Source organism: Thermomicrobium sp. CFH 73360, from assembly GCF_023806465.1.
Lineage (GTDB): Bacteria > Chloroflexota > Chloroflexia > Thermomicrobiales > Thermomicrobiaceae > Thermomicrobium.
Map to the genome: position 1 here is coordinate 272,087 of NZ_JAMSLS010000001.1, position 23,996 is coordinate 296,082.

Annotated in this window: 17 protein-coding genes; 14 read left to right on the forward strand and 3 right to left on the reverse strand. The window is 60.7% G+C overall.

Annotation, left to right across the window (positions count from 1 at the left end):
* The first annotated feature begins 130 nt into the window (after window positions 1-130).
* Complete coding sequence (gene pyrB, locus NET03_RS01200; RefSeq protein ID WP_252127062.1) at window positions 131-1,099, forward strand: aspartate carbamoyltransferase; 969 nt, start codon at window positions 131-133, stop codon at window positions 1,097-1,099.
* 86 nt (window positions 1,100-1,185) lie between these two features.
* On the opposite strand, the gene NET03_RS01205 is transcribed toward pyrB, so the two are convergent.
* Window positions 1,186-2,220, reverse strand: a complete 1,035-nt coding sequence (locus NET03_RS01205) for a sigma-70 family RNA polymerase sigma factor (protein WP_252127063.1) — start codon at window positions 2,218-2,220, stop codon at window positions 1,186-1,188.
* A gap of 234 nt (window positions 2,221-2,454) precedes the next feature.
* On the opposite strand from NET03_RS01205, the gene NET03_RS01210 reads away from it, so the two are divergent.
* From NET03_RS01210 to NET03_RS01220, 3 genes are all read left to right on the forward strand, one after another.
* Window positions 2,455-5,007 (forward strand): AAA family ATPase, encoded by a 2,553-nt coding sequence (locus NET03_RS01210; protein WP_252127064.1) that lies wholly within the window; start codon window positions 2,455-2,457, stop codon window positions 5,005-5,007.
* A gap of 74 nt (window positions 5,008-5,081) precedes the next feature.
* Window positions 5,082-6,479, forward strand: a complete 1,398-nt coding sequence (locus tag NET03_RS01215; protein ID WP_252127065.1) for an NfeD family protein — start codon at window positions 5,082-5,084, stop codon at window positions 6,477-6,479.
* Between the two features lie 20 nt (window positions 6,480-6,499).
* Window positions 6,500-7,297 (forward strand): slipin family protein, encoded by a 798-nt coding sequence (locus NET03_RS01220; protein ID WP_252127066.1) that lies wholly within the window; start codon window positions 6,500-6,502, stop codon window positions 7,295-7,297.
* 5 nt (window positions 7,298-7,302) lie between these two features.
* On the opposite strand, the gene sppA is transcribed toward NET03_RS01220, so the two are convergent.
* A complete protein-coding gene (gene sppA, locus NET03_RS01225) occupies window positions 7,303-8,259 on the reverse strand; it encodes a signal peptide peptidase SppA (protein WP_252127067.1) in 957 nt (318 codons plus the stop codon).
* Window positions 8,260-8,277: 18 nt separating this feature from the next.
* Complete coding sequence (locus tag NET03_RS01230; RefSeq protein ID WP_252127068.1) at window positions 8,278-9,153, reverse strand: pyruvate, water dikinase regulatory protein; 876 nt, start codon at window positions 9,151-9,153, stop codon at window positions 8,278-8,280.
* A 102-nt stretch (window positions 9,154-9,255) separates the two neighbouring features.
* On the opposite strand from NET03_RS01230, the gene NET03_RS01235 reads away from it, so the two are divergent.
* The 10 genes from NET03_RS01235 to NET03_RS01280 all read left to right on the forward strand — a co-directional run bounded on the left by NET03_RS01235 (window position 9,256) and on the right by NET03_RS01280 (window position 23,996).
* The gene (locus NET03_RS01235) at window positions 9,256-11,676 is read left to right on the forward strand and encodes a flippase activity-associated protein Agl23 (RefSeq protein WP_252127069.1); all 2,421 of its coding nucleotides are present in this window, start codon (window positions 9,256-9,258) and stop codon (window positions 11,674-11,676) included.
* Entirely contained in the window at window positions 11,673-13,508 is a 1,836-nt protein-coding gene (locus tag NET03_RS01240; RefSeq protein WP_252127070.1) for a hypothetical protein, read from the forward strand. Before NET03_RS01235 ends, NET03_RS01240 begins: the two co-directional genes overlap by 4 nt.
* 6 nt (window positions 13,509-13,514) lie before the next feature.
* A complete protein-coding gene (locus NET03_RS01245) occupies window positions 13,515-14,189 on the forward strand; it encodes a response regulator (RefSeq protein ID WP_252127071.1) in 675 nt (224 codons plus the stop codon).
* A gap of 147 nt (window positions 14,190-14,336) precedes the next feature.
* Entirely contained in the window at window positions 14,337-15,713 is a 1,377-nt protein-coding gene (locus NET03_RS01250; protein WP_252127072.1) for a sensor histidine kinase, read from the forward strand.
* A 14-nt stretch (window positions 15,714-15,727) separates the two neighbouring features.
* Window positions 15,728-16,432 carry a hypothetical protein gene (locus NET03_RS01255; protein ID WP_252127073.1) on the forward strand — a complete coding sequence of 235 codons (705 nt, stop codon included), beginning with the start codon at window positions 15,728-15,730 and terminating at the stop codon, window positions 16,430-16,432.
* Between the two features lie 179 nt (window positions 16,433-16,611).
* Window positions 16,612-18,501 carry a 1-deoxy-D-xylulose-5-phosphate synthase gene (gene dxs, locus NET03_RS01260; protein WP_252127074.1) on the forward strand — a complete coding sequence of 630 codons (1,890 nt, stop codon included), beginning with the start codon at window positions 16,612-16,614 and terminating at the stop codon, window positions 18,499-18,501.
* A complete protein-coding gene (gene rsmG / locus NET03_RS01265) occupies window positions 18,498-19,244 on the forward strand; it encodes a 16S rRNA (guanine(527)-N(7))-methyltransferase RsmG (RefSeq protein ID WP_252127075.1) in 747 nt (248 codons plus the stop codon). Before dxs ends, rsmG begins: the two co-directional genes overlap by 4 nt.
* Before the next feature lie 21 nt (window positions 19,245-19,265).
* Window positions 19,266-20,624, forward strand: a complete 1,359-nt coding sequence (locus NET03_RS01270; protein WP_252127076.1) for an FAD-dependent oxidoreductase — start codon at window positions 19,266-19,268, stop codon at window positions 20,622-20,624.
* A 3-nt stretch (window positions 20,625-20,627) separates the two neighbouring features.
* A complete protein-coding gene (locus NET03_RS01275) occupies window positions 20,628-22,649 on the forward strand; it encodes a CocE/NonD family hydrolase (RefSeq protein ID WP_252127077.1) in 2,022 nt (673 codons plus the stop codon).
* A gap of 336 nt (window positions 22,650-22,985) precedes the next feature.
* Window positions 22,986-23,996: an ABC transporter permease gene (locus tag NET03_RS01280; RefSeq protein WP_252127078.1), complete on the forward strand. Its 1,011-nt coding sequence runs from the start codon at window positions 22,986-22,988 to the stop codon at window positions 23,994-23,996.

Below are 23,996 nucleotides of genomic sequence, written 5' to 3' on the forward strand. Positions count from 1 at the left end.
CCAGGTGTCGCAAGGTAGGGTATGATCTGCTATGGGTTCCTCCGCACAGGCAACCTCCCCCGAGCGAAACGGCGAGAGCGCCACGCGTTTGCGTGCGCTCCAGTGGGCAAAACGCGAAAGGGGGGTGCGCGTGAGATCGACGGTGAACCATGTACTGAGCGTCGCACAGTTCGAACGGCCGTTTCTCTTCGAACTCTTCCGCCGCGCGGACGAACTCGCAACGCTCGGCGCCCGCGAGGCAGTGGGAACGGCGAAAGGTGCGATTATGGCGACGCTCTTCTATGAGCCGAGTACGCGGACTCGCCTGAGCTTCGAGGCGGCGATGACACGCCTTGGGGGCGCCGTGATCTCGGCTGAATACGCAGCAGCGACTTCGTCCGCTGCGAAAGGGGAATCGATCGAGGACACCGCGCGCGTCGTCGCTGGCTACGCCGACCTTCTAGTCATCCGTCACCCGGAAGCAGGATCAGTCGCCCGTGCCGCATCGGTCGTTGATGTCCCGGTTATCAACGCAGGAGACGGAGCCAATGAACATCCTACCCAGGCGCTGATCGACCTCTACACGATCTGGCGTGAACTGGGGCGGATCGACGGGCTGACCATTGCGCTGGTGGGAGACCTGCGGTATGGACGCGCAGCACGCTCCCTCGCGCGCTTGCTGACTCAAACAGTCGATACAACGGTCTTCCTCGTTGCACCACCTGTGACACGCATGGCCCCTGACGTCGTCAACGAACTCCGTGCAGCAGGTTTGCGCGTTGAGGAGACGGACGATCTCTATGCAATTGCGCCTACATTGGACGTACTCTATCAGACAAGAATCCAGCGTGAGCGTTTCAGTGATGCCGAGTCTTACACCCAGGCCTGTGGCCATTATGTGGTTAACCGGGAACTCATGCAGCACCTGCCATCGGAGGCAATCGTTCTGCACCCGCTGCCGCGGGTCGGCGAGATCGATCCTGCCGTCGATGACGACCGGCGAGCAGCATACTTCCGGCAAGCGCGGAACGGTGTGGCACTCCGTATGGCCTTGATTGAGTGGATGTTGCAACGACGCCCGGCAGAAGTCGTATCGAGTAACGGACACCATCGCCGCTAGTGGTGCGTCACAGCGGGTACCTCTCCTCGATCCGCCCAGAGCGGGCGGATCTCCCTTTTGTTTCCTACACTCGCATCTCTATTCACTCAAATGCCGGCGTAATACTCGGCCAAGCGCTCACGCGCAATCCGGCGGAGCTTACGAAGCGCCTCGTTCTCGATCTGCCGCACGCGTTCCCGGCTGATTCCCAGGAGATCACCCACTTCGGCGAGAGTTCGCGGTTCACCGTCGGAGAGGCCATAGCGGAGCTGCAGGACCAGTCGCTCACGGGGTGAGAGCATTTCGAGCACCTCAGCGATATCACGCCGCATCAGGGATTCTTCAGCAAGCTCCTCGGGCGACTGCGCTAGCTCGTCAGCGATCAAATCGCCAAGGCTCGTCTCGTCTTCCTCGCTCAAGGGTTGGTCGAGCGAGACCGCCCGCTGGGCAGCTCGGACGATTTGGGCAATTTTTTCCGGTTGTACGCTCATGGCCTCCGCAATTTCCTCCGGAGTCGGTTGCCGCCCGAGCTCCTGCGCCAGCTGCGTCATCGTCCGGTGATAGCGGGTGATCGAGTCGGTCATGTGCACGGGCAAGCGGATCGTACGCCCCTGGTCAGCGATCGCGCGCGTAATGGCCTGACGGATCCACCAGGTCGCATAAGTGCTAAACCGGTAGCCGCGCCGCCAGTCAAACTTTTCCACGGCGCGCATCAGCCCAATATTCCCCTCCTGAATTAAGTCCAGTAGCGAGAGGCCGCGCCCACCATAGCGTTTGGCGATGCTGACTACCAGCCGGAGGTTCGAGCGAACAAAGCGTTGCAAAGCCTCGGTATCCCCCTCCTTGATGCGTTTGGCAAGCTCGACCTCTTCCTCAGGGGTCAGGAGAGGTGCTTCCGCGATCTCCCGCAAGTACAGGCGCAACGGGTCGCTTGCCAGCGAGGGATCTGCTCGAAAGAGGTCCTCCAGCTCCTCGTCGCTCAATAACGGCTCAGCCTCAACAACTTCACCCTCGACCGGCTCGAGCGCACGCTCCGGCTCGGTACTCGCTCCGGACGACGGTTCCTGTTCCTCCTCGCCGCGAACAGACGGTCGCCTGCGCCCTCTATCCCGCTGCTCCCGATCCGACTGCCCCGCGCTCATCATAGCCCCCTCCACTCACCATCCCCGTGCCCCTCGCCCCGTCGCCCCACGACCATCTGGGCAACGGTGCACACCCGTCGGGCTCGGGGGAGGGGAATTTCAGCAATCACCCGCATCAATGTCGCGCCAACCGCTGGTCCGCCCAGGCGACGCGACTTTGACGTCGGGGCTGAGCGGTCACTCCGTACGCTCTGAGTATACTCACAGCGGGAGAGGACGAACGAAAGGCCCTCCATGATCCCGACACGCCTGGAGCTTCGGCAGTTCCTGTGTTACCGCGACCCCGTCGAGGTTGACTTCACGGGGCTTCGCCTCGCCTGCCTCTGTGGTGAGAACGGGGCTGGCAAATCTGCACTCCTGGATGCCATCACCTGGGCTCTCTGGGAGCAGGCCAGAGCTGGCAACACACACCTTGTCAGTCTTGGTGAACTCGAGACTCGTGTGGAGTTCAGCTTTGTTTTGGACGGAACGGAGTACCGTGTCGTCCGCGGCTACACCGCAGCTGGCCGGACACGGTCGCTCCTCGAACTACATGTTCGTCGTGGTGACGGCTGGTATCCACTGGCGTCCGGTGGGAAACAGGCCGTACAGCGAGAGATCGACCGCCTGCTCGGGATCAGCTACACCACGTTCGTTAACTCGGTCTTCCTTCTGCAGGGCAAGGCAGACGAGTTTACTCGCAAAACGCCCGCCGAGCGGAAACGGATTCTCGCCGAACTCCTGGAACTAGACCGCTACGAGCGCTATCGCGAACTGGCCCGAGACGAAGGGAAACGACTCCGCGAGGAGCGGATCCGTCGCGAGCAGGAACTCGCACTCTTACGTACTCGGGCAGAAATGGTCCCGGTTCTCCAGGCTCAAGTGCGGGAACTGGATGAAGTTATCCGCGTCCGCCAAGAGCGGCTGACGCACCACCGCGAGCATCTCGCCGCTCGGCAAGAGCGTCTGCAACGGCTCAAGCTCGAGGTGACACGGTATCGAGAGCGCCAGCAGCTGCAGAACGAACTTACCAACTACCTCGAGCGCCTGCGCGAAGAAGAAGGTCGCCTCGCACAGGATCTCGAACGGTACCAGCAGTTTCTCAGGCACGAGGCGGACATCCGCCAGCGCGCGGGTGAACTCGAGCGAATTCGACGAGAACTCGACGAGATCGCGCGCATTGCCATCACTCGCGAGAAGCTCGGCGACGAGATTCGCCGGACCGAACGTGACCTCGAAGCTCGCCGTCGCGAACTCGTCGCTCAACTGCATGCCGTCGAAACGCAGCGGCGCCAGCGAGAACAGGAACTTCGCCAGCAGCCGGCACTCGAAGCGGAGCGTGCCCGCCTTTCCAGAGAACTCGAGCGGCTCGCGGCACTCCGTCAGGAATACCAGGCACTTTGCGATCGGCTATCAGATCTGCGCACACAACAGGCCGAGCTCATGACGCTTGGCAAGCAACTTCGGAAAGAGCTGGAGGATCTGGCTGCACAGTTGGCGCGCTTGGACGAGATTGGTGCGGTGTGTCCTGTCTGCCTCCGTCCGCTCTCTGAGGAGGATCGGGCACGACAACGGACAGAACTCTTCACAAAGGGCCAAGCGGTTCGCAAGGAATTCGACTCCTTGGGCCAGGAGGTGAATCGCCTCAATGCTCAAGTGAAGGAATTGCAACGGCGCCAGGAGGAACTTGCGAATGCACTGCAACGCGAGGCCGATCTTCAAGCGGAAATTGGTCGCGTCACCGCCCGCCTCGAGCGGCTTGAGGTCGTACAACAGGAACTTGCCCGGCTCGAACGACAGCATGAGGAACTTCTCTGGGCACAAGAGCATGACGTGCAAATTGGTGTACTCGCCACCCGACTCGCGGAGTTAGAACGCCAGCTTGCGGAACTGCCGTACGATGCCAATCGTCACGCCGAACTCCAGCGCCGCGCCCGCGAACTCGAGCCGGTCCAGGAGGAACTTCGAATGCTCGAACAGGCCCGGCTCACGATTCAGTTTGGAACCCAGCAACTGAGCCAGCTTGCGGCGCAACGCGCAACGATTGAGCAGCAGCTCGCCGAACTCCAGAACGAACTCGCGCAGCTACCCAACCCAGAAGCTGAGCTAGTGGAAGCCGAGCAAGCCGTGGCAGCGGCACAAGAGACAGTGGCGATGGCCGAGGAGGAACTCTACCAAGCCCAAGCAGAACGAGGGGCAGCGCGCCAGCGGTTGGAAGATGCCGAAAACGCTGCAGCGATAGCTCGCGAGATCGAAGCCCACCTCGAGCGCCTGGCCAAGGAGCATATCGTTCTCGAGGAGCTCGAGCATGCCTTCGGGAAGCACGGCATCCAGACGCTTATCCTCGAGAACGTGCTCCCCGAACTTGCCGATGTGACCAACGAGATCCTCGATCGCCTGCCCGGGAACACCTTGCGGGTCGACTTCGCCACCCAGCGCGATCGGGCCAGTGGTGACGGAGCAATTGAAACACTCGATATCCTGATCAGCGACGAGTTCGGACAGCGGCCGTACGAACTCTACAGTGGTGGCGAGGCCTTTCGGATTAACTTTGCTCTACGAGTTGCCTTGAGCCTGCTCCTGGCACAACGCGCCGGTCGGCGTCTGGAGACGTTAGTCATCGATGAAGGCTTCGGTACGCAGGACGCGAAAGGACGCGAAGGACTCGTTCAGGCGCTGCAAGCAGTACAGGATCGCTTCGCCTTAATCCTTGTCATCACACACATCGAGGAGCTGAAAGAGCAATTTCCGCAACGAATTGAGGTGTACAAGACGCCCGCTGGCTCCCGTGTCTCCATTGTCATCTGAGTTTCCCTGCAGTCGTCTATACTGAATGTGGGAACCCACGACGAACGCTGTGTTGTCTGAGGAACGGACGCATCATGAAGTACTTTCTAAGAATTCGGGCGCTCTCCCTGCTCGCTTGGCTCCTGGGACTCCTCCTCGTCCCCAGCAGTGCAGCCGTTGGAGAACGGGTCTACCTCGTTGAGGTCGACGGGCCGATTACCCCTGTCATCGCCGACTATGTCGATCGCTCGCTCAAACAGGCTGCTGATCTCGGAGCTGAGGCAGTTGTTATTCGGCTGAACACCCCTGGAGGGCTGAGCTCGGCGATGGACGACATCGTGCAGGACATCTTGCAGAGCCCTGTACCGGTCGTCGTCTATGTCGCCCCGGAAGGAGCTCGGGCCGCCTCAGCGGGCGTCTTTATCACCTATGCGGCACATATTGCGGCAATGGCACCGGCAACAAACATCGGCTCGGCGAGTCCTGTCCTCATCGGCCAGGACGGACAAACAACCACACCCGACGAAACGATGCAGCGCAAGGTAGTCAACGATGCCGTGGCCAAAATTCGCAGCCTCGCCGAGCGGCGCGGACGAAACGCGGACTGGGCGGAACAGGCTGTTCGCGAGGCAGTCAACATCACCGCGGAACAAGCAGCAGCGCTGCATGTCGTCGACCTCGTCGCCCCCTCACTTGATGCCTTACTTGAGGCCGTTGACGGACGCACAGTCACGACGACCGCAGGCGAGGTCACCCTGCGAACCAAGAACGCTCAGGTTGTTCCGATCAACATGACCGTGCTCGAACGGTTTTTCCAAATCCTCAGTGACCCGAATATCGCATATATCCTGCTCAGTCTCGGGATGCTTGGGCTGTTCTTTGAACTAGCGAATCCCGGCGCCATCTTGCCTGGCGTCCTTGGCGGCATCCTGCTTCTTCTTGGCCTCTATACATTGGGCATGCTTGACGTGAATTGGGCTGGTGTCCTTCTCATGGGCTTCGCGTTCTTGCTCTTCCTCATCGACCTCTACGTGCCGACTCACGGCGTCCTCACACTTGGCGGCATCATTTCGTTCGCGCTTGGTTCGCTCTTGCTCCTCCAGTCACCAGCGAATCCCGCCTTTCAGCTCTCACGCTCGGTCATCATCGCCGTCACTGGTACCGTGGCCGCTGTGTTCTTGCTGCTCGTCTACTTGGTGGCCCGCGCCCATGCCCGCCGCCCAACGACCGGCCGCGAGGCACTCGTCGGAGCACGCGCGGTAGTCCGTCGCGCGCTTGCGCCGGAGGGCCTAGTCTTTGTGGAAGGTGAACTGTGGCGCGCCCGAAGTCTCTCGGGACCGATTCCGGAAGGACAGCACGTACGCATCGTCGGCATGGAGGGACTTGCCTTGCTCGTTGAACCGTTCACCAAAGAAGTTGCCGATTCGGCGCCGATCACTGCTCCCGCGACGCGCCGCTGGCGCCCACTGGAAGTGCTATTCCGGCGAGGTTGAGAAGAGAAAGGAGTCAGACGATGGGACTCACGTCGTTGATCACTGGTGCAGTCGTTGTCCTTGTTGTCCTCATGTTGCTTAGTTCGATGATCAAAGTCGTGCAGGAATATGAGCGAGGCGTCGTCTTCCGCCTCGGTCGGTTGGTCGGCCCACGTGGGCCTGGGTTGATCCTCCTCATTCCAGTCATCGAGCGAATGGTGAAAGTCGATCTCCGCGTTGTGACGATGGACATCCCCGTACAGGAAGTCATCACCCGCGATAATGTCACGGTTCGGGTCAATGCTGTGGCGTACTTCCGCGTCGTCGATCCCAATGCCGCAGTGGTGAACGTCGCAGACTACATCCGAGCGACATCGCAGATCTCACAGACGACATTGCGAAGCGTGCTCGGGCAGGTCGAACTTGACGAACTCCTCGCCGAGCGGGAGAAGATCAATCAGAAGCTCCAGGAGATCATCGACGAGCAAACGGAGCCCTGGGGTATTAAGGTCAGCATCGTTGAGATCAAGGACGTTGAACTACCTGAAATGATGCAACGCGCCATGGCGCGGCAGGCCGAGGCCGAGCGCGAGAAGCGCGCCAAGATCATCCATGCCGAAGGTGAACTTGCAGCAGCGAGCCAGTTAGCAGAGGCCGCCCGCACGTTGCTTAGCGTACCGGGGGCGCTCCAACTACGTTTCCTTCAGACACTGACCGAAATCGCCGCCGAGCGCAACAGCACCATCATTTTCCCGGTTCCAATTGACCTCATCACGCCGTTCCTCGAAGACCGGCGTGCACGGCTCACGACGGCAGTGCAACCGAGTGCCGACGACTGATCTCGCTACCACACCGCCAGTTCGTATCGGAGTTCGATCGGGCCAGCAGGCAGCATCACTGCTGGCCCCTTCGCTACTTCCCCGAAAAGCAGCTTGAGAGACGCTCCCGTCAGTGACTCCCACAAGCTTGGTTCAGGCGCATAGACGCGCACGCGCGGCTCCGGTCCCAAACCACCAAGTTGACCAGCCAGCGCCATCGCCTCGCGGTAGCCACCGAGCTCGTCCACCAGGCCCAGATCTTTCGCCTGCCGTCCCGTATAGATTCGTCCGTCAGCAAGTTGACGTACCCGATCCTCGGGCATCCGCCGCCCCTGCGCAACAACACGGACGAACTCGTCGTAGGCTTCGCGAATCAACTGCTCCAGCAGCGCCCGTTCCTCGCCTGTCAGCGGGCGGTCGCTGGACAGCATATCCTTAAACTCCCCGCTTTTCACCACCTGCATCCGGATACCGAGCTTTTCGTACAACCCGGAGAGATCGGGGATGACAGCGATCACTCCAATGCTCCCGGTAATGGTGTCCGGCATCGCAACGATCCGATCTGCCGGCGCGCTGATGTAGTAGCCCCCAGATGCTGCGGTGTCCTCAAAGAAGGCAACGACCGGCTTCCCTGACTCTTGTACCCTCTTCACAGCGGCCCAGATTTCGCGTGACGCGTTAATGCCACCACCCGGGCTGTCCACTCGGAGCAAAACGACCTTCACATTTGGATTCTTGCGAACTCGCTCCAGCTGATCGACGATCCGCTCCGCGCTCGCCGTCTCACCAGTCAACAGTCCTGCACCCCCTCGCAGGGTGATCGGCCCTCGCACCCGTATTTCCGCCACGTGAGGCTCTTCCAGCCATCGATCCATTCCGCCAGAAATGAGCCAGACAAGACCAACCGTCGTTATTCCGCAGCTCAGTACCAAGGCAACCGCCAGGCCAATCAACCACCATGTGCGCCGCTTCCGACCGCTCATCGCAGCGTCTCACCCTCCTTACCTGTCACCGTCTTCAGCCTCACTGTCCCCCGGAGCAACCAACCCCCGCAGGCGTTGGCGCTGGATGATAGAGACAACCTCCTTTGCGATCTCCTCGATCGACTTGCCAGTAATGTTGACCAGCGGCCAGGGATAGCCAATCCGAGCCACACGCCGAAAATAAATCAGTTCTTCCGCGACTTTCTCCGGATCGGCGTATTCTCCTGGTAGGGTGCCACCGAGCGCCTGCAAGCGATGTTGACGAATCCGAAGAAGCTCATCCTTGTCAATCGTCAACCCAACAATCTTGCGCTGATCGATCTGCCGAAGTTGCGGCGGCGGAGGGACGTTCAATATGATGGGCACGTTGGCGACTTTCCAGCCTGACATTGAGAGGTAGACGGAGAGCGGCGTCTTGGACGTCCGGGAGACACCGACCAACACAATGTCAGCCTCACCCAGTGTCTCAAGACCTTGCCCATCGTCGTGACGGACCGTGTATTGGATTGCCTCGATACGCTGGAAGTATTCAGGTCCAACCCCGCGCGCCGCTCCAGGTCTTAAGAGGGGCTCAACACCAACCTTCTGCGAGATCTGCCCAAGCAGCGGCCCTAAGAGATCAACGTGATCGATCAGCCGAGCATGACACTCTCGCACGAGTAAGCGACGGATCTCAACGATCACCACCGTGTGGACAATGATGCCGTTCGATCGCTCGGCTTCTTCAACAATCTCTCTGATCTGCTCCACACTCCGTACGCCCGGAAAGCGGCGCATCTCGAACTCGACGTGAGGAAACTGCGCCATCGCTGCATCCAGAACGGCCTGGGCCGTTGTCCCCACACCGTCAGAGACCAGAAAGACTGTGCAGCGCGGCCGGAATGACTCTCCCATTTCCCTGTCCAACGAATGACTCTCGTCCTCCGTCTTCCAGCATACTCGACTGGTAGAATCCCCAGCGACGGTTTCTTCCGCGCGCCATGCGCGAGGACCTGCATGATGAGCTTTTCAGAACGGGAACCGACCACTTACACCGTTGCGAATCGCTTGGCGATGCTGCAACCAGTACATCGCCTCCTCCGACCGACGGTGGAACAGCTGGCGTATGTCCTCATCGCGCTGCTGGGCGTCGTCACACGGTTTTGGGATCTTGGGTCACGTGCCCTCCACCACGATGAGTCACTCCACACCTACTTTTCCTGGGTTTACGAACAGGGGAATGGATACATTCATCACCCAATGATGCACGGCCCCTCACTTTTCCACCTCGATGCGCTAGCCTACCTCCTCCTCGGCAGCAGTGATTGGTCATCGCGGATTCCAGCGGCACTGTTTGGGGTGGTTCTTGTGCTCTCCCCAGCCTTGCTACGGGGTGAGTCGCTTCTTGGCCGTTGGGGTGCACTTGCAGCTAGCGCCTTTCTCTTGATCTCGCCTTCGGTTCTCTACTTCAGTCGTTTCATCCGGCACGACATCTTCGCGGTCACAGCGACCGTCCTCCTTTTCGTGTGCGTCCTGCGCTATGTCGAAAGACCCGCCCGCCGCTGGCTTGTCGGTGCACTTGTCTCGGGCGGCTTCATGTTGACAACCCACGAGGTGACCTTCGTTGCGCTCTTCATTCTCGTCACCTTCGCGGCTCTGGCGATCGCCACACGTGTGGCTCCGGTGCTCTTGGCCACGAGCGGGCTTGCTGTCACGGTGTTTGGGGGCATTCTGCTCGTCTTTGAACGGCTCGGCGTTCCCGGCCTTCCTACCATCCCGTGGGAGAATCCGTCGGCCGACGCAATCATCTCCTTCACAATCCGTCTTGTCACACATCCGATTGTCCTCGCCGGTCTTGCTGTTGTCTTGCTGTGGGCACTGTGGAGTTGGCGGCTGCTCACGCAGCGCAAAGCTCCAGGGGAGTCCTGGTCAGCGTGGTTGCATCGAGCTGCTCCCGAGGGTTCAATGGCCCGAGCGGTGGGTTACGCCCTTTCCGACCGCAGTGGTTTGGCATGGGGATTTGCGGTCGGCACCGCAGTTTTTGTGGTGCTGTACACGAGTTTGTTTACCAACATTGGCGGGATTGCCAGCGGGACATTTGGTGCGATCGGGTACTGGCTTGGGCAGCACGGCGTCCAGCGTGGTGAACAGCCGTGGTTCTACTACCTCGTCATGCTGCCGCAGTATGAGCCGATCGCGGTTACTGGCTTCTGCGTCGGGCTCGTCGTGACTGGTTTGAGTGGCCTCCGCGCGCTTTTCGGAGGCCATGAACTCTCTCCCGCGTGGCGGACGCAGGCGTTCCTGGTGTACTGGAGCACTGTCATGCTCGCCGTCCTCTCGTGGGCCGGAGAGAAGATGCCCTGGCTGGTCATCCACATCGTCGTGCCCTTGCTTCTTCTCACCGGCCAGTTCACCGGGCGCCTTTTTGAGCGGTGCCTGTTCTGGTGGGAGACGTGTTCGCCAACACAGCGACGCATTGGGTTCGCGCTCGGCACCGTGACCCTCATCCTCCTCGCCCAGTGGTTCCTCACAATGGCCTGGGTGACCGCTGGCCCGTTCGACACAACGGGCGGGCTCCCACACCGGACAATCCGATCAGACACGACGGGCGTCTTGCGCCTGGCTTGGGTACCCATGCTGAGCGCACTCGTCCTCCTCGTCGCCACCGCTGTTGACCGGCGCTGGCGTGGCTACGCTGGAGTGGTGACGCTTGGTTTCCTGACCGGAGCACTCCTCTTTCAGATCCATGCTGGATGGCGGGTCACCTATCGCGAAGGCGATGTGCCGCGCGACATGCTCATTTATGTGCAGACCTCGCCGCACGTTATCCAGCTGATCCGCGACCTAGAACGACTTTCGCTTGAGCTCACTGGAGGCATGGACCTTGAGATCTGGTACGATTCCGGCACGCAGTGGCCGGTGAACTGGTACTTGCGAGAGTTCCCCAACCGCCGCTATTTCGGCACGACCCTCTCAAACCTTCCCGAACATCCACCACCGGTAATCCTGTACTCACTCGAGTACTTGCGTCCAGAGACTGATGCACTCCTGCGGAACCAGTACACCGCGTATGACTATCCAATGCGCTGGTGGTATCCAGAAGAGACGACATACCGGGCTTTCGCTATTGCACCGGAACTCAAAAACCCAGCGCGGCAGAACCTTCAGACCAACGAACTCCCGCCGTTCACGCTTGGCGACGTACTTCGGAGTATCTGGCGGAGCATCTCAACCGCTCGCGAGCCCGATCAACAAGCCAAGCTCTTCCGACTTGTCGCCTTCCGCGAACTTCCGTCGCCGATCGGCTCCTACCGGTTCCGTGTGTACGTGCGTCACGATCTTGTACCAACGCTTCGTGAACTGCGGCTTGAGCAACCACGACTTGATCCCGTCTGGGCTGCACCACCTGTTCCAGTCGGGAAGGAGACTGCCGGATGAATACTCCAACCGTCCCGCCGAGCACCTCGGTATCAATTGGCCTGGACCGCGAGCTCCCTCTCGTGGGATGGGCAATTCGGATAGCACCGTGGACACTTGTCCTCGCGGTCGCGCTTACGGTTCGCCTCTATGGTTTGCGCACCTACCCACTGAGTCCGCATGAGGCAGCGCTTGCGTCGGACGCTGTCGCACTTGTGACGGGTGGTGATCTCACCCCGGTCAGCTGGACACAACCTCTCCCGACGATTCTGGCTGCTCTGTCCTTCTTTCTGTTTGGCCCTGGAGACGGTGCCGCTCGGCTCCCGAGCCTCCTTGCGGGGCTCGTAGCAATCATTGGCATGGCACGGCTGCAGTCGGTACTCGGCCGTCCAGTCACCCTCGCAAACGCCTGGCTCCTTGCTCTCTCACCGACACTCGTCCTAGCAAGTACACGATTGGACGGTGCAATCGTACTTGTCACCACATCACTCCTGACCTTCACGGCCCTCGTTCGATCGTCGCTGGAACAACGACCGGCCCTTCCTTTGGGAGTTCTGGCGGCAGCCCTTCCTTTAGCCCATCCGCTCGGTTGGTTACTGGCCCTTGGTTGCGCGTTCGCCGTTACGTCGCGCTGGCGTTCACATCCCGGATCGCTTTCCTTGGCCGCCACCAGCTTCGTCGCAACGCTTGGGCTGACGAGTAGTGCACTCCTCACCAGACCTCAGGGATTTGCACTATTCCTTATGGAAAGCTGGACAGCGTTGTGGCGTGACTTTCTCGGCGTTCCAGCAGCTCACTGGACACGCCCCCTGGTGCTTCTTGCAACGGACGAGTTCCCGATGCTTGTCCTTGCCATCCTTGGAACGATTCTCATCATTCGGCACGGGGTATCGAGCTGGTTCGCGCTCGGCGCTGCTGTCGGCGCGTTGAGCCTGGTGCTCTTTGGCCACGGCTCGCTTGCCGCACTGGCACTCCAAAGCCTCGCTCTCTCACTCCTCGCAGGCTACGGCCTCTCGCAACTCATTGCACACATTCCGTGGCGAGCGCTGCGGCGTCCCTGGGATTCCGCCGCCCTGGGTGCGAGCACGCTCGTTGTGCTGGTCAGCCTGAGCTTGTTGGGACGAATCCTTGCGGGGCCCGAGGGAACCGCACTCCCCTGGATTGCGGGTCTCGCGAGCCTTATCCTCCTGCTCGCCGTGACACTCTGGATTGCGCTGAACATCTGGCGCCGAGCTGAGGCTCCCCAGCGCACACTGCTGGTCCTACCTCTTGTGGCCCTCGCCATCCTCGCCTCGCGTAACGCAATGCTCGTCAACGCGACCACCACGTATCGCCCCGGGACGGTTCTCCATGATGGCGACACCGCCCCCGGCTTGCTCATCACAATCGAGCGCATCCGCCGCGCGAGTACGGATCTCACCATGTTCCAGTTCGACCCGCGAGATCCGACCGGTGGGCACGGACTTGTGCTTGTGCTCGAGTCCACGGTCGCACAGCCGTTTGCATGGTACCTGCGCGACTTCCCCCGACTGCAGCTCGCGACCTCGACCGAACTCGCCACAGCAGCACAGACTGCTCAAGTGGTGATCGTCCCTGTTAGCCAGCAAACCGTGATTGCAGATGTTCGCCCTGAACTCGTCTGGCAACCGCTTCCCTACCAGCTCAGAGTGCCACCGACGCTCGAGTCGCCGTGGAGACCTCTCCTCGCTGGACTCATCGACCCACGTGAGTGGCGAGAGTACATTTCGTTCCTCCTGTACCGGCGTGTCGCTGTGCCCGCACGACCTGATTCCGTGCTGGTAGGATTGTCACCGGATGTGGCACCGCACGCTGGATTTCCGGCGATGCCCTGAAGACAGATGGCGCACATTCTCGTTGTCGAAGATGACGCTCGAATTGCCAAGCTCCTCGAGCTCTACCTGCGGCGTGACGGCCACACCGTGGCGACTGCCGCCGATGGGAGGTTTGCGCTGGCAGTGTTTGAACAAGAGCGGCCAGACCTCGTGATCCTTGACCTGCTCCTCCCTGGTGCGCATGGAAGAGACGTCTGCCGTGCGATCCGAACTCGTCACGCCACCCCCATTTTGATGCTCACCGCACTCGATGACGAACGAGATATCGTTGAAGGCCTCGACCTAGGGGCCGATGACTACGTCACGAAACCCTTTAAACCCAATGAGCTCCTAGCACGAGTGCGCGCCCTGCTCCGTCGCGCCAGCGGACCACCCGTGCGCGAACTCGCGGTCGGCGATGTTCGCATCGATCGTGAGAGCCGTGAAGTCTTCATCGGGAACGAGCCGGTCACTCTCCGTCCACGCGAGTTCGACCTGCTCGTCGCCCTGGCAAGCCAGGCGGGACGTGTTGTTCCTCGGCGACGACTGCTCCAGCAAGTGTGGGGGACCCAATTCCTCGACGAAGACTCTCGGACACTGGACGTCCACGTGAATCGCTTACGCCAGAAACTTGAACGGAGCACACTACGCATTGAAAGCGTACGCGGTGTCGGCTATCGTCTCACTCTCAGCGATTCCTGAGTATCACGTTACGTTGCGTTTACGATCGCCGTTGACACTGAAAGCGGCAGGCGGGGTGGATCCCACTCCGGTTGCCGGGTAGGGTGAGCAGTGATCAGGAGCCTGCATGGTCGGCTCTTCGCGAGTTTCGTCGTAGTGGTGTTCGTGATGGTAACCACGACCGCTTTGGCTGCTATCTGGCCGATCGCCCACGCCCAGCGGGTGCTTCAGGAGCGTCAGCTGGAGGAACTCACAGACCAGATCGCAGTCGGCGTGGATACCGTCTACCGTCGTCCAGGACTGCGGCCGCTCCTGGACGAGGAACTACTGCACGAACTCGGGGAACGAACCGGTACGCGGCTCCTGATCATGGGCCCGCAGGGGCAGATCCTGGTGGACTCGGCTGAGGAGCCACTTCCCGCCAGCACGCGTGCCGCCCTGCGCGAGCAGGTAGACCGTGTCTCCGGCGCCGAGGATAATCGACGCGGAAAGCGCGGAACAGCGGCGCACTTCGCCGGTCAGGTCGGCGACTACTACGTCGCGGTTGCTCCGCTTGGGAGCGTGCCCGGGTCCACGCTGGTTGTATTAGCACCCGCACCGACTCGCCTGCTTCTGCGGATTTTGCTCCCGTGGCTGGGGCTCGCCATCCTCGCAGGCCTGGCAGTCTCGCTTGCCGTGACCTGGTTCCTTTCGCGCTCGATCGCCGGACCGATCGCGCGCCTTGCCGCAGTCGCAGACGCGATCGCAGCCGGGGATCTCACGCGGCAGGCCACCGGCGGCGGACCGGATGAGGTGTCACGCCTCGTGCGGAGTTTCAATACCATGGTCGGGAACTTGCGCCGTCTCGTTGAGGGGCAGCGAAATCTTCTGGCCAATGTGGCTCACGAACTTCGCACCCCGCTCACCGTCATCCAGGGTTATGCCCAGGCTGTCCGTGAAGGATTGCTCCGCGGAGAGGATGAGCGCGAGGAGGCGCTGCGGCTGATCGCTGAGGAAAGCGAGCGTGCGGCTCGTCTCTTGACCCAGCTTCTACACCTCACCAGGCTCGAGACCGGCCAGGTGCGCCTCGAGCGTCAACCGGTTGCACTTGCCGCGCTGGTTCAGCGTGTGGTGGCGCGTCACCGGTTGACGATCCAGCGACGCGGCATCGAACTCCAGAGAGACGTTCCGGAGTCTCTGACCGCGGCAGGGGATCCGGAACTCCTCGAGCAGGCTCTCGAGAACCTGGTGCAGAATGCGCTGGTCCACGGTCGAGATGGGATGACGCTCGCGCTCAGCGCCGAGCGCCTGCCCGGCGCCCCACCCCGGGTCCAGCTCACTGTCCGGGATACTGGACCAGGAATTCCACCTGACGTCCTGCCGCATATTTTCGATCGGTTCTACCGGGGAAGCAGTGACAAGGGAGAGCCCAACGGCTTCGGGCTTGGACTGGCCATCGTGCGGGAAATCGTAGCCCTGCACGGTGGTGCAATCGAAGTGACGAGTACCCCTGGGGAAGGCACCACCTTCACGCTGCTCCTCCCCGCTGATACCGGTCAGGATTGAAAAGGGGGAACGCAATGCTTCGACAATGGTTTGGTCTTCGACGTACCTGGTTGGTTGCGATCGGTGTTGCAGCGCTGGCGGGACTGTTGGTGACTGCTGGACTAGTCGCCGCTCAAACAGCAACCCCGACCCCATCGGCAGGCAGCACGAACCGCTGCGCGGCAATCGGGACAAAGCAGGGTAGTCGGCTCGATACGTTGCTGACCGACCTCGTGAACCAAGGCATCATCAACCAGAGTCAGGCTGATGCCATCCGCAACTACCTCCAGCGTCAAGCGCAAAGCCGCTGCTACCAAGCTGCCATCCTGCCACCAGCTGATATCCTGAGCACGGCTGCCAACAAGCTCGGGTTGACGACGAGTCAGTTGCGTGCGGAACTCCGCCAAGGGAAGAGCCTTGCGCAAGTCGCAAGTGACCACGGGGTCTCTCGTGACGACCTGAAGAACGCGCTCCTGCAGACCGCACGGACCAACGCGAATGCACTGGTCCAGCAGGGCGTACTGACGCAGGAAGAGGCCGAGCGTGCCATCACTGACCTACAGAACAATCTCGACACGTTACTCGATAAGACGGGAATGGGCGGCTTCTGGGGACACGGCTGGCACCGGGGCTTTAGACACGGGTGGTTCAAAGACTGGAATCGGGAACAGCAGGATCAGCAAGGTACATCCCAGAGCGGCGCTCGGTTGGTGCCAAGCATCAGAGCCTCCCGGCAGTAACCTCTCTCACACACTTCGCCCGAGGGAGGAGGCGTTGTCTCCTCCCTCGTCTTGTCCAGGTTGCGCCGAATCCGGCACAGTACTTTGACGAGGAGTGGTATGCCTGTTAGGATCAGCTTGTCCCGCACCGTCGGCCCGGTACACCGCAGCGGCTGGCGGTTCATGCGAGGAGGAGCACAATGTATTTGGAGCGAGTCGACAGCCCACAGGATCTCAAACAGCTGACTCTTCCTGAACTCGAAAAGCTCGCCGAGGAGATCCGCGAGGCGATTATTGAGGTCGTCCTCGGTAAGACGGGAGGACACTTTGCACCGAACCTGGGCACCGTTGAACTGACGCTCGCGCTCCACTACGTCTTCGACTCGCCGCACGACAAGATCGTCTGGGACGTCGGCCATCAGGCGTATCCGCATAAGCTCGTGACGGGCCGGCGGGACCGTTTCCCTACTATCCGCCAAGAAGGAGGGCTCAGCGGTTTCCTCCAGCGTGAGGAAAGCCCCCACGACCAGTTCGGAGCTGGTCATGCCTCAACCTCGATTTCAGCCGCCCTCGGCATGGCCGTTGCCGCAAAACTGCGTGGTGAGCATTATCACACGATCGCCGTGATCGGCGACGGGGCGCTCACCGGCGGTATGGCTTACGAAGCGCTAAACCATGCTGGTGCCCTCCAGGTTCCGCTGATCGTCGTCCTCAACGATAACGAGATGTCGATCGCTCCGAATGTGGGGGCCGTTGCCCGGTACCTGACGCGCATTCGCACTGATGCGCGGTACCGCCAGGCGAAAGCCGAAGTCGAGCGGCTGCTGCGGCGACTCCCGCAAGGCGAACGACTCGTGGAGCTTTCTCACCGCTTCCTCGATGGGCTTAAAGAAGTCATCTACCGCACGATGATTTGGGAAGAACTTGGCTTCACGTACATTGGCCCAATCGACGGACACAACCTCCGTGAACTCATTGAAACCTTCCAGCTTGTCAGGACACTGCCAGGACCAGTCTTTGTGCACGTTCTCACCATGAAGGGCAAAGGCTACCGTCCCGCTGAGGACGACCCCTTCAAGCACCACAGCGCTGCGGTGAAGGTACCCGGTGCTCCACCAAGTCCTCCACGGTATCAGGACGTGTTCGGTCAGACCCTGGTCGAGCTCGCGGCGCGTGACGAGCGCATCGTCGCCATCACAGCAGCCATGCCAGATGGCACGGGGCTTCTCCCGTTTGCCGCTGCCTACCCCGAGCGCTTTTTCGACGTTGGGATCGCAGAGCAACATGCGGTCACCTTTGCTGCAGGACTCGCGACACAGGGCTTTCGTCCGGTCTGCGCCATTTACTCGACATTCCTGCAACGGGCCTATGATCAGGTCATCCACGATGTGTGCATCCAGCGCCTTCCAGTTGTCTTCGCGATGGACCGGGCCGGCCTGGTCGGTGAGGATGGACGGACACACCACGGCGTTTTCGACGTTGCGTATCTCCGCTGCATCCCGAACATGGTCTTGATGGCGCCGAAAGATGAGGATGAACTCCGGCACATGCTCGCAACAGCGCTGGCTTACGAGGAGGGACCGATCGCGCTTCGTTACCCGCGCGGGAGCGGTGTCGGTGTACCGCTGCTCGGCGAGCCACATGTTCTCCCGATCGGCCGAGGAGAGCTCCTCCGCGAGGGACAGGACGTCGCGCTGATTGCGCTCGGCACCACTGTTCTTCCCACTGAACGCGCTGCTCAAATTCTGGAGGAAAGAGGAGTTCGGGCTACTGTCATTAATGCCCGCTTCGTGAAACCGCTCGACCGGACATTGATACTGGACGCCGCACGCGAATGTGGATGTGTTGTGACGGTTGAAGAGGCCCAGTTGGCCGGAGGCTTTGGTAGTGCCGTTCTTGAAGCGCTCAACGATGCCGACCTTCGCGTCCCGGTATTGCGCTTGGGTCTTGCAGACCGTTTCTTCGATCACGCGTCGCAGGCCTCCCTTCGCCGTCAGGCTGGCATCGATGCCGAATCGATTGCGCATCGCACACTAGCCTTCCTCGCGGCCCAGGGTCGCATCGCAGTTGGATCGTCGCGAGAACCGTGAGTCGCTCCACCATCGATCTCACACTCCTTCGCACCGCCGCGGCTCGCTTGGGTGAGGAACTCACACCCGAGGCAGAGCGAGCCTTCCGGCGCTATGCTGAACTCCTGCTCGAGTGGAATCAGCGGATCAACCTCACAGGACTCGATGATTGGTCGGAGATCCAGCGACGTCTGCTGGTTGAGTCACTGGGATTACTTCCATGGGTCGATCGCGCTTGTGCGCAATCGCAAAGGTGCCGAGTGATCGATGTGGGCACTGGGGCGGGTATCCCCGGTATCCCGTTGAAACTTCTCCGCCCAAAAATTTCACTCACGCTTCTGGACGCGACCGCAAAAAAGGTGCATTTCCTCGAGCTTGTCGTGCGCGAGCTTGCGCTCCTGGACACGACACCGATCCACGACCGGGCAGAGGCACTAGCACACAACCCTGAACACCGTGGCCAATACGATCTTGCGACTGCGCGGGCAGTAGCGCATCTTGCGACCGCACTCGAGCTCACCTTGCCTTTCCTTCGTGTCGATGGACTCGCTGTCTTCCCGAAGGGTCCAGCAATCGAGTTGGAGCTCCGCGACAGTCGACGCGCACTGGAAATCCTTGGGGGAGAAATCGAGGCTGTTGAGCCAATGCCACTCACCGACCTCGTCGGTGCTACGGGCACCATCGTTGTCGTCCGAGTGGTGCGCCCGGCCCCATCACAGTACCCACGTCGTGTTGGATTGCCAGCAAAGCGTCCGCTCCGTTGAAGCAGAAGGAGAGCTCGACTGATGAGCACACATCGAGAACGAGTGGTGATCATTGGAGGCGATGCGGCAGGAATGAGTGCTGCATCGCAGCTCCGCCGTCTTCGGCCCGAGGTTGAGGTGATTGCCTTCGAGCGCGGGACCTACACGTCATACGCGCTTTGCGGCCTGCCCTATCTGGTGGCTGGTCTCGTCGCCGAGCCAAGCCAGCTCGTCGCCCGGACACCCGAGGCCCACCGACGCAACGGAATCGACGTACGACTCCACAGTGAGGTGATCGGGATCGATCTCGCCCTACAGCAAGTTACCGTTGTCGACCATGAGGTGAGACGCGAGTACCGCGAGTCGTTTGACCGGTTGGTCATCGCGACTGGTGCTCGTCCACGCTCGCTTCTCGTACCTGGTCGGGACGCGGAGGGCATCTTTACGATCCACTCGCTCGACGAGGCGCTGCGTCTCACCCGGTGGCTCGAAAGTCAGCGCCCCCGCTCCGCGGTCGTCGTTGGGGGCGGCTACGTGGGACTTGAGATCGCTGAGGCATTTATCACTCGCGGACTCCAGACAACGTTGCTTGAGGCGGCACCGCACGTCATGGCCCTCCTCGACAGTGACATGGCAGAGCTTGTGGAGCGGGAGCTCCGGGAGGCAGGCGTACGCCTCGTGCTCGAAGCGCCGGTTGAGGGATTTGAGACACGCCAGGGTCGCGTAACTGGTGTTGTCACGCCCGTCGGCACCTTCGAAGCGGAGGTTGTCGCCCTCGGTGTCGGAGTCGAGCCAAACAGCGAACTGGCCCGGGACGCAGGAATCGTTCTCGGCGATCGCAATGCCATCCATGTCGATGAGCATTGCCGGACGTCCGCACCAGGCGTCTGGGCTGCCGGAGACTGTGCCGATGCGTACCATCGGCTCCTGGGTCGCTCGATCTACTTCCCCCTCGGGACAACGGCGAACAAGCAAGGACGTGTCTGCGGCCTCGATTTGGCCGGCCGAGAGGCACGGTTTCCTGGCATCGTTGGGACAGCCATCACCCGCTTTGGTGAGACGGAAATCGCACGGACAGGACTCACTGAGCGTGAGGCTCAGTCAGCAGGATTCCAGGTCGTTACCGCACAGGTACGCTCGACGACACGCTCCGGTTACTTTCCCGGCGCGACCTGGATGACCGTGAAGATAGTCGCTGAGGAGTCGACAGGCCGTCTACTCGGGGCCCAAATTGTGGGTGGGTCCGGAGCCGGGAAGCGAATTGATACGGTCGCGACGGCCTTGACGGCCGGTCTGACGCTTGACGAGTTTATCTACCTGGATCTGGCTTACGCTCCACCTTTTTCTCCGGTCTGGGATCCAGTCGTCGTCGCAGCGCGAAAGCTGGCCCGCGAGGTCTGATCGATGGGCATGAGCGACCTCGATCTCGCAGCACCGTCCCCGTGGTCCGGCGTGCGTCTCGCTCGGCATGTCCCCATCCCAATGCGTGATGGGACACGCTTACGCGCGGATCTCTACCTTCCGGCGGAGGGTGCCGGCCCTTGGCCAGTTGTCGTCGAATACCTCCCCTATCGCAAGGACGACCTCACCGCACCGCGTTGGAACGTGCCCATTGCCCTCGCACAACACGGCATTGTGGGCGTACGCGTGGATGTCCGGGGAACGGGGTCGTCGGGTGGCATCACGCGCGACGAGTACAGTGAGGAAGAACTTCAGGATGGGGAAGACGTCCTTGCCTGGCTGGCCGCCCAACCGTGGTGCAGTGGACGAGTTGGGCTCTGGGGCACTTCCTATGGAGCGTTCAATGCCCTTCAGATTGCCATGCGACGCCCGCCGCACCTTGCAGCGATCGTTGCTCATGCCGGCAGTGACGATCGTTACGCGACCGACGTGCACTACTGGGGTGGATGTCTACAGGCAATGGAGTTTCTTAGCTACCCGCTCTGGATGGTCGCACTGAACGCCTTACCGCCGGATCCTGAACCTGACGACGCTCAGTGGCTTGAAACATGGCGGCAAAGGATCGAGCAGGTCGAGCCGTGGCTCTTTCTCTGGCTCCGCCACCAGCGACAGGACGACTATTGGCTACAAAATTCGTTAGCGACTGATTACAAGAAGATCATTTGCCCGGTCTTTGTGGTCGGAGCGTGGCACGACGGGTATACCGATGCAGCCCTGCGCATGCTTGATCGGCTGTCTGCTCCAGTCCGCGGGCTGATTGGTCCCTGGACACACGAGCGGCCTGACGCAAGCCCTGTTGGTCCTCGCATTGACTTTTTGAGCGAACTCCTGACCTGGTGGCGACGCTGGCTGCTCAACCAGCCCGATGATACTGCACCGATCCGCTTCTATCTGCAGGAGGCATACCGGCCACAGCGATATCCCTCTGCCATTCCGGGACACTGGTATGCGGTGGAACGCTGGCCACCCCCGGGTGTGCACATGACCAGCTGGTTTGCAACAACAGAGGGCAAGCTCGCTTTGTCCCCTGCGAGTGGCGACACCTGGCGCACTGTCGCCAACGATGTTCGTGTCGGTCTCTCTGGTCCCAGCTGGTGCCCCACGGCGCCACCAGACCACCTTGCGGCTGACCAGCGTCTAGACGACCTCTTCGCAGTCACTTTCGACTCAGATCCTCTACCGGAAGCACTGACAATTCTTGGCTTTCCCGAGCTTTGCGCAGTCGTTACCGCTGAAGTGCCAGTGGCGTTCCTCTGCGTGCGCCTCAGTCACCTTTGGGAAGATGGTCAAGCAACACTCATCACGCGGGGTGTACTCAACCTCACGAGGCGTCAGGGTCTCCAGCGTGTTCAGCCACTGCGCCCCGGCGAGCTCGCGCGGGTGCGTGTCCCTCTGAAAGCATGCTGCTATCGGATACCAGCTGGGCATCGCCTCCGCTTGGCACTCAGCGGAGCCGACTTTCCCACGCTGTGGCCAGCCCCGTACCGTCAGGGACCCTGTGTGCGGGCTGGAGGAAAAGCACTCGAACTCCGGTTACCTCTCTTGCGCGATCACGGTCTCTTACGGAGCGTGACACTTCCCGACCCACAACCTCTTCCCATGACGGCAGTGACCTGGTCATCACCGCCTCACTTTGAGCACAATTTCGATCCACTTGGAGGTCGAGTGGGCATACGCCGCTCCACCGAAGAGGTCATTCGACCCATTGGCCGAGAAAGCCTGGTGACCGACCTCTCCACTGTCGAACTCTGGGCTGATCTCGACCGGCCAAGTCGTTGTCAAGCACACGGTCAACAAGTTTACCGCATCGAGTGGCCTGTTGGCGTGGCCGAAACACGGGCCAACGTCTCGATGGAGAGCACGAGTCAGCATTTTCATCTCACTGTGGAACTCGTTGCCACCTGGAATGGACACCCAGTGGCGGAGCGTCGTTGGGCTGAGTCAATCGCCCGCGATGCGCTTTGAACGGACGAACCGCAACACGAGCTCGACTGAGAAGCGCAGCACAGTCTACCCTCCTCCGCCTCGTAGCATAGCGCTTCTGCACCATGGTACCGTGCCTATTGCTCGGGCAGTGACGCTCTCACACCTCTTCACATCCTCTGACCGCGGTGCCGACAGTTGCGCTTGACAATGCCCACCGGTGATCGGTAGAGTGGGCATGGTTGCACACACGTGTTGGTGCAGTCACAGTGCAATGGGATGATGTGTTCGGTTTCCCTTGACGGTCTGTTCTGACGTTTCCGGGCAGGAAACACGGGTGAAGTCCCTAGTCGGCAGGGTACGAAGGACTAAGAGGGAATGATCGTCCAGCTCATCGTACGGCGACTCTTCTTCCTCGTGTTCGTCCTTCTCGGGCTGTCACTGATTACCTTCGTTTTGTCCCACATCGTCCCTGCAGATCCGGCTCGAGTTATTGCTGGGCCCCGTGCAAGTCCCGAGGCGGTTGAAAAGATCCGCAAGGAATACGGGCTTGATCAGCCACTCTGGCGGCAGTATGTCCGGTATCTGAATGGCCTCATCCACCTTGACTTTGGTAAGTCGCTGACCTCACGGCGACCAGTGTCGGAGGATTTGGCACGCTATCTTCCGGCCACGATTGAACTTGCGCTCTATGCAATGCTGTTTGCGGTGGTCGTTGGAATTCCACTCGGCGTTCTTTCGGCTGTCCGCCGCAACTCATTCCTCGATCTGATTGGACGTACGATTTCTATTCTTGGGCTCTCGATTCCTTCGTTCTGGCTCGCACTCATTTTGCAGTTTTTTCTCTTCGCTCAGCTGGGTCTTCTGCCGGATGGCCAACGCCTTCCTGTCGGTGTGAAGGAACCACCACGGGTAACCGGTCTTTTTACCGTAGACGCGCTTTTGGCGGGGAACCTTGGCTTGTTCCTCCTTGCCTTGAAGCACCTGCTCATGCCTTCACTCGTCCTCGGACTGGCGGCGCTGGCTATCGTGACACGCATGGTCCGTTCAGGCATGCTTGAAGTCCTCGGGCAGGACTATATCCGGACGGCCCGTGCCAAAGGGTTGCAACCTCGCGTCGTGATCTTGCGCCACGCACTCAAGAACGCGCTGCTGCCAGCCGTCACTGTGATTGGGCTCCAGTTCGGCCTATTAATGGGCGGTGCAGTCCTGGTGGAGATTATCTTCTCCTGGCCTGGCATTGGCCGGTACGCCTTCCAAGCGATCCAGAATTTCGATTACAACGCGGTAATCTCCGTGACTCTCGTCATCGGCGCAGCTTACGTGCTGGTCAATCTCCTTGTGGACATCATCTACGTCTTGCTGGACCCACGCATTCGGATGACGTGA

What these genes read in the sequence shown, in the direction of transcription:
- NET03_RS01205 (WP_252127063.1), bottom strand. Translation starts at nt 2,220, where the DNA reads ATGAGCGCGGGGCAGTCGGATCGGGAGCAGCGGGATAGAGGGCGCAGG.
- NET03_RS01210 (WP_252127064.1), top strand. Translation starts at nt 2,455, where the DNA reads ATGATCCCGACACGCCTGGAGCTTCGGCAGTTCCTGTGTTACCGCGAC.
- NET03_RS01215 (WP_252127065.1), top strand. Translation starts at nt 5,082, where the DNA reads ATGAAGTACTTTCTAAGAATTCGGGCGCTCTCCCTGCTCGCTTGGCTC.
- NET03_RS01220 (WP_252127066.1), top strand. Translation starts at nt 6,500, where the DNA reads ATGGGACTCACGTCGTTGATCACTGGTGCAGTCGTTGTCCTTGTTGTC.
- sppA (WP_252127067.1), bottom strand. Translation starts at nt 8,259, where the DNA reads ATGAGCGGTCGGAAGCGGCGCACATGGTGGTTGATTGGCCTGGCGGTT.
- NET03_RS01230 (WP_252127068.1), bottom strand. Translation starts at nt 9,153, where the DNA reads ATGGGAGAGTCATTCCGGCCGCGCTGCACAGTCTTTCTGGTCTCTGAC.
- NET03_RS01235 (WP_252127069.1), top strand. Translation starts at nt 9,256, where the DNA reads ATGATGAGCTTTTCAGAACGGGAACCGACCACTTACACCGTTGCGAAT.
- NET03_RS01240 (WP_252127070.1), top strand. Translation starts at nt 11,673, where the DNA reads ATGAATACTCCAACCGTCCCGCCGAGCACCTCGGTATCAATTGGCCTG.
- NET03_RS01245 (WP_252127071.1), top strand. Translation starts at nt 13,515, where the DNA reads ATGGCGCACATTCTCGTTGTCGAAGATGACGCTCGAATTGCCAAGCTC.
- NET03_RS01250 (WP_252127072.1), top strand. Translation starts at nt 14,337, where the DNA reads ATGGTAACCACGACCGCTTTGGCTGCTATCTGGCCGATCGCCCACGCC.
- NET03_RS01255 (WP_252127073.1), top strand. Translation starts at nt 15,728, where the DNA reads ATGCTTCGACAATGGTTTGGTCTTCGACGTACCTGGTTGGTTGCGATC.
- dxs (WP_252127074.1), top strand. Translation starts at nt 16,612, where the DNA reads ATGTATTTGGAGCGAGTCGACAGCCCACAGGATCTCAAACAGCTGACT.
- NET03_RS01270 (WP_252127076.1), top strand. Translation starts at nt 19,266, where the DNA reads ATGAGCACACATCGAGAACGAGTGGTGATCATTGGAGGCGATGCGGCA.
- NET03_RS01275 (WP_252127077.1), top strand. Translation starts at nt 20,628, where the DNA reads ATGGGCATGAGCGACCTCGATCTCGCAGCACCGTCCCCGTGGTCCGGC.
- NET03_RS01280 (WP_252127078.1), top strand. Translation starts at nt 22,986, where the DNA reads ATGATCGTCCAGCTCATCGTACGGCGACTCTTCTTCCTCGTGTTCGTC.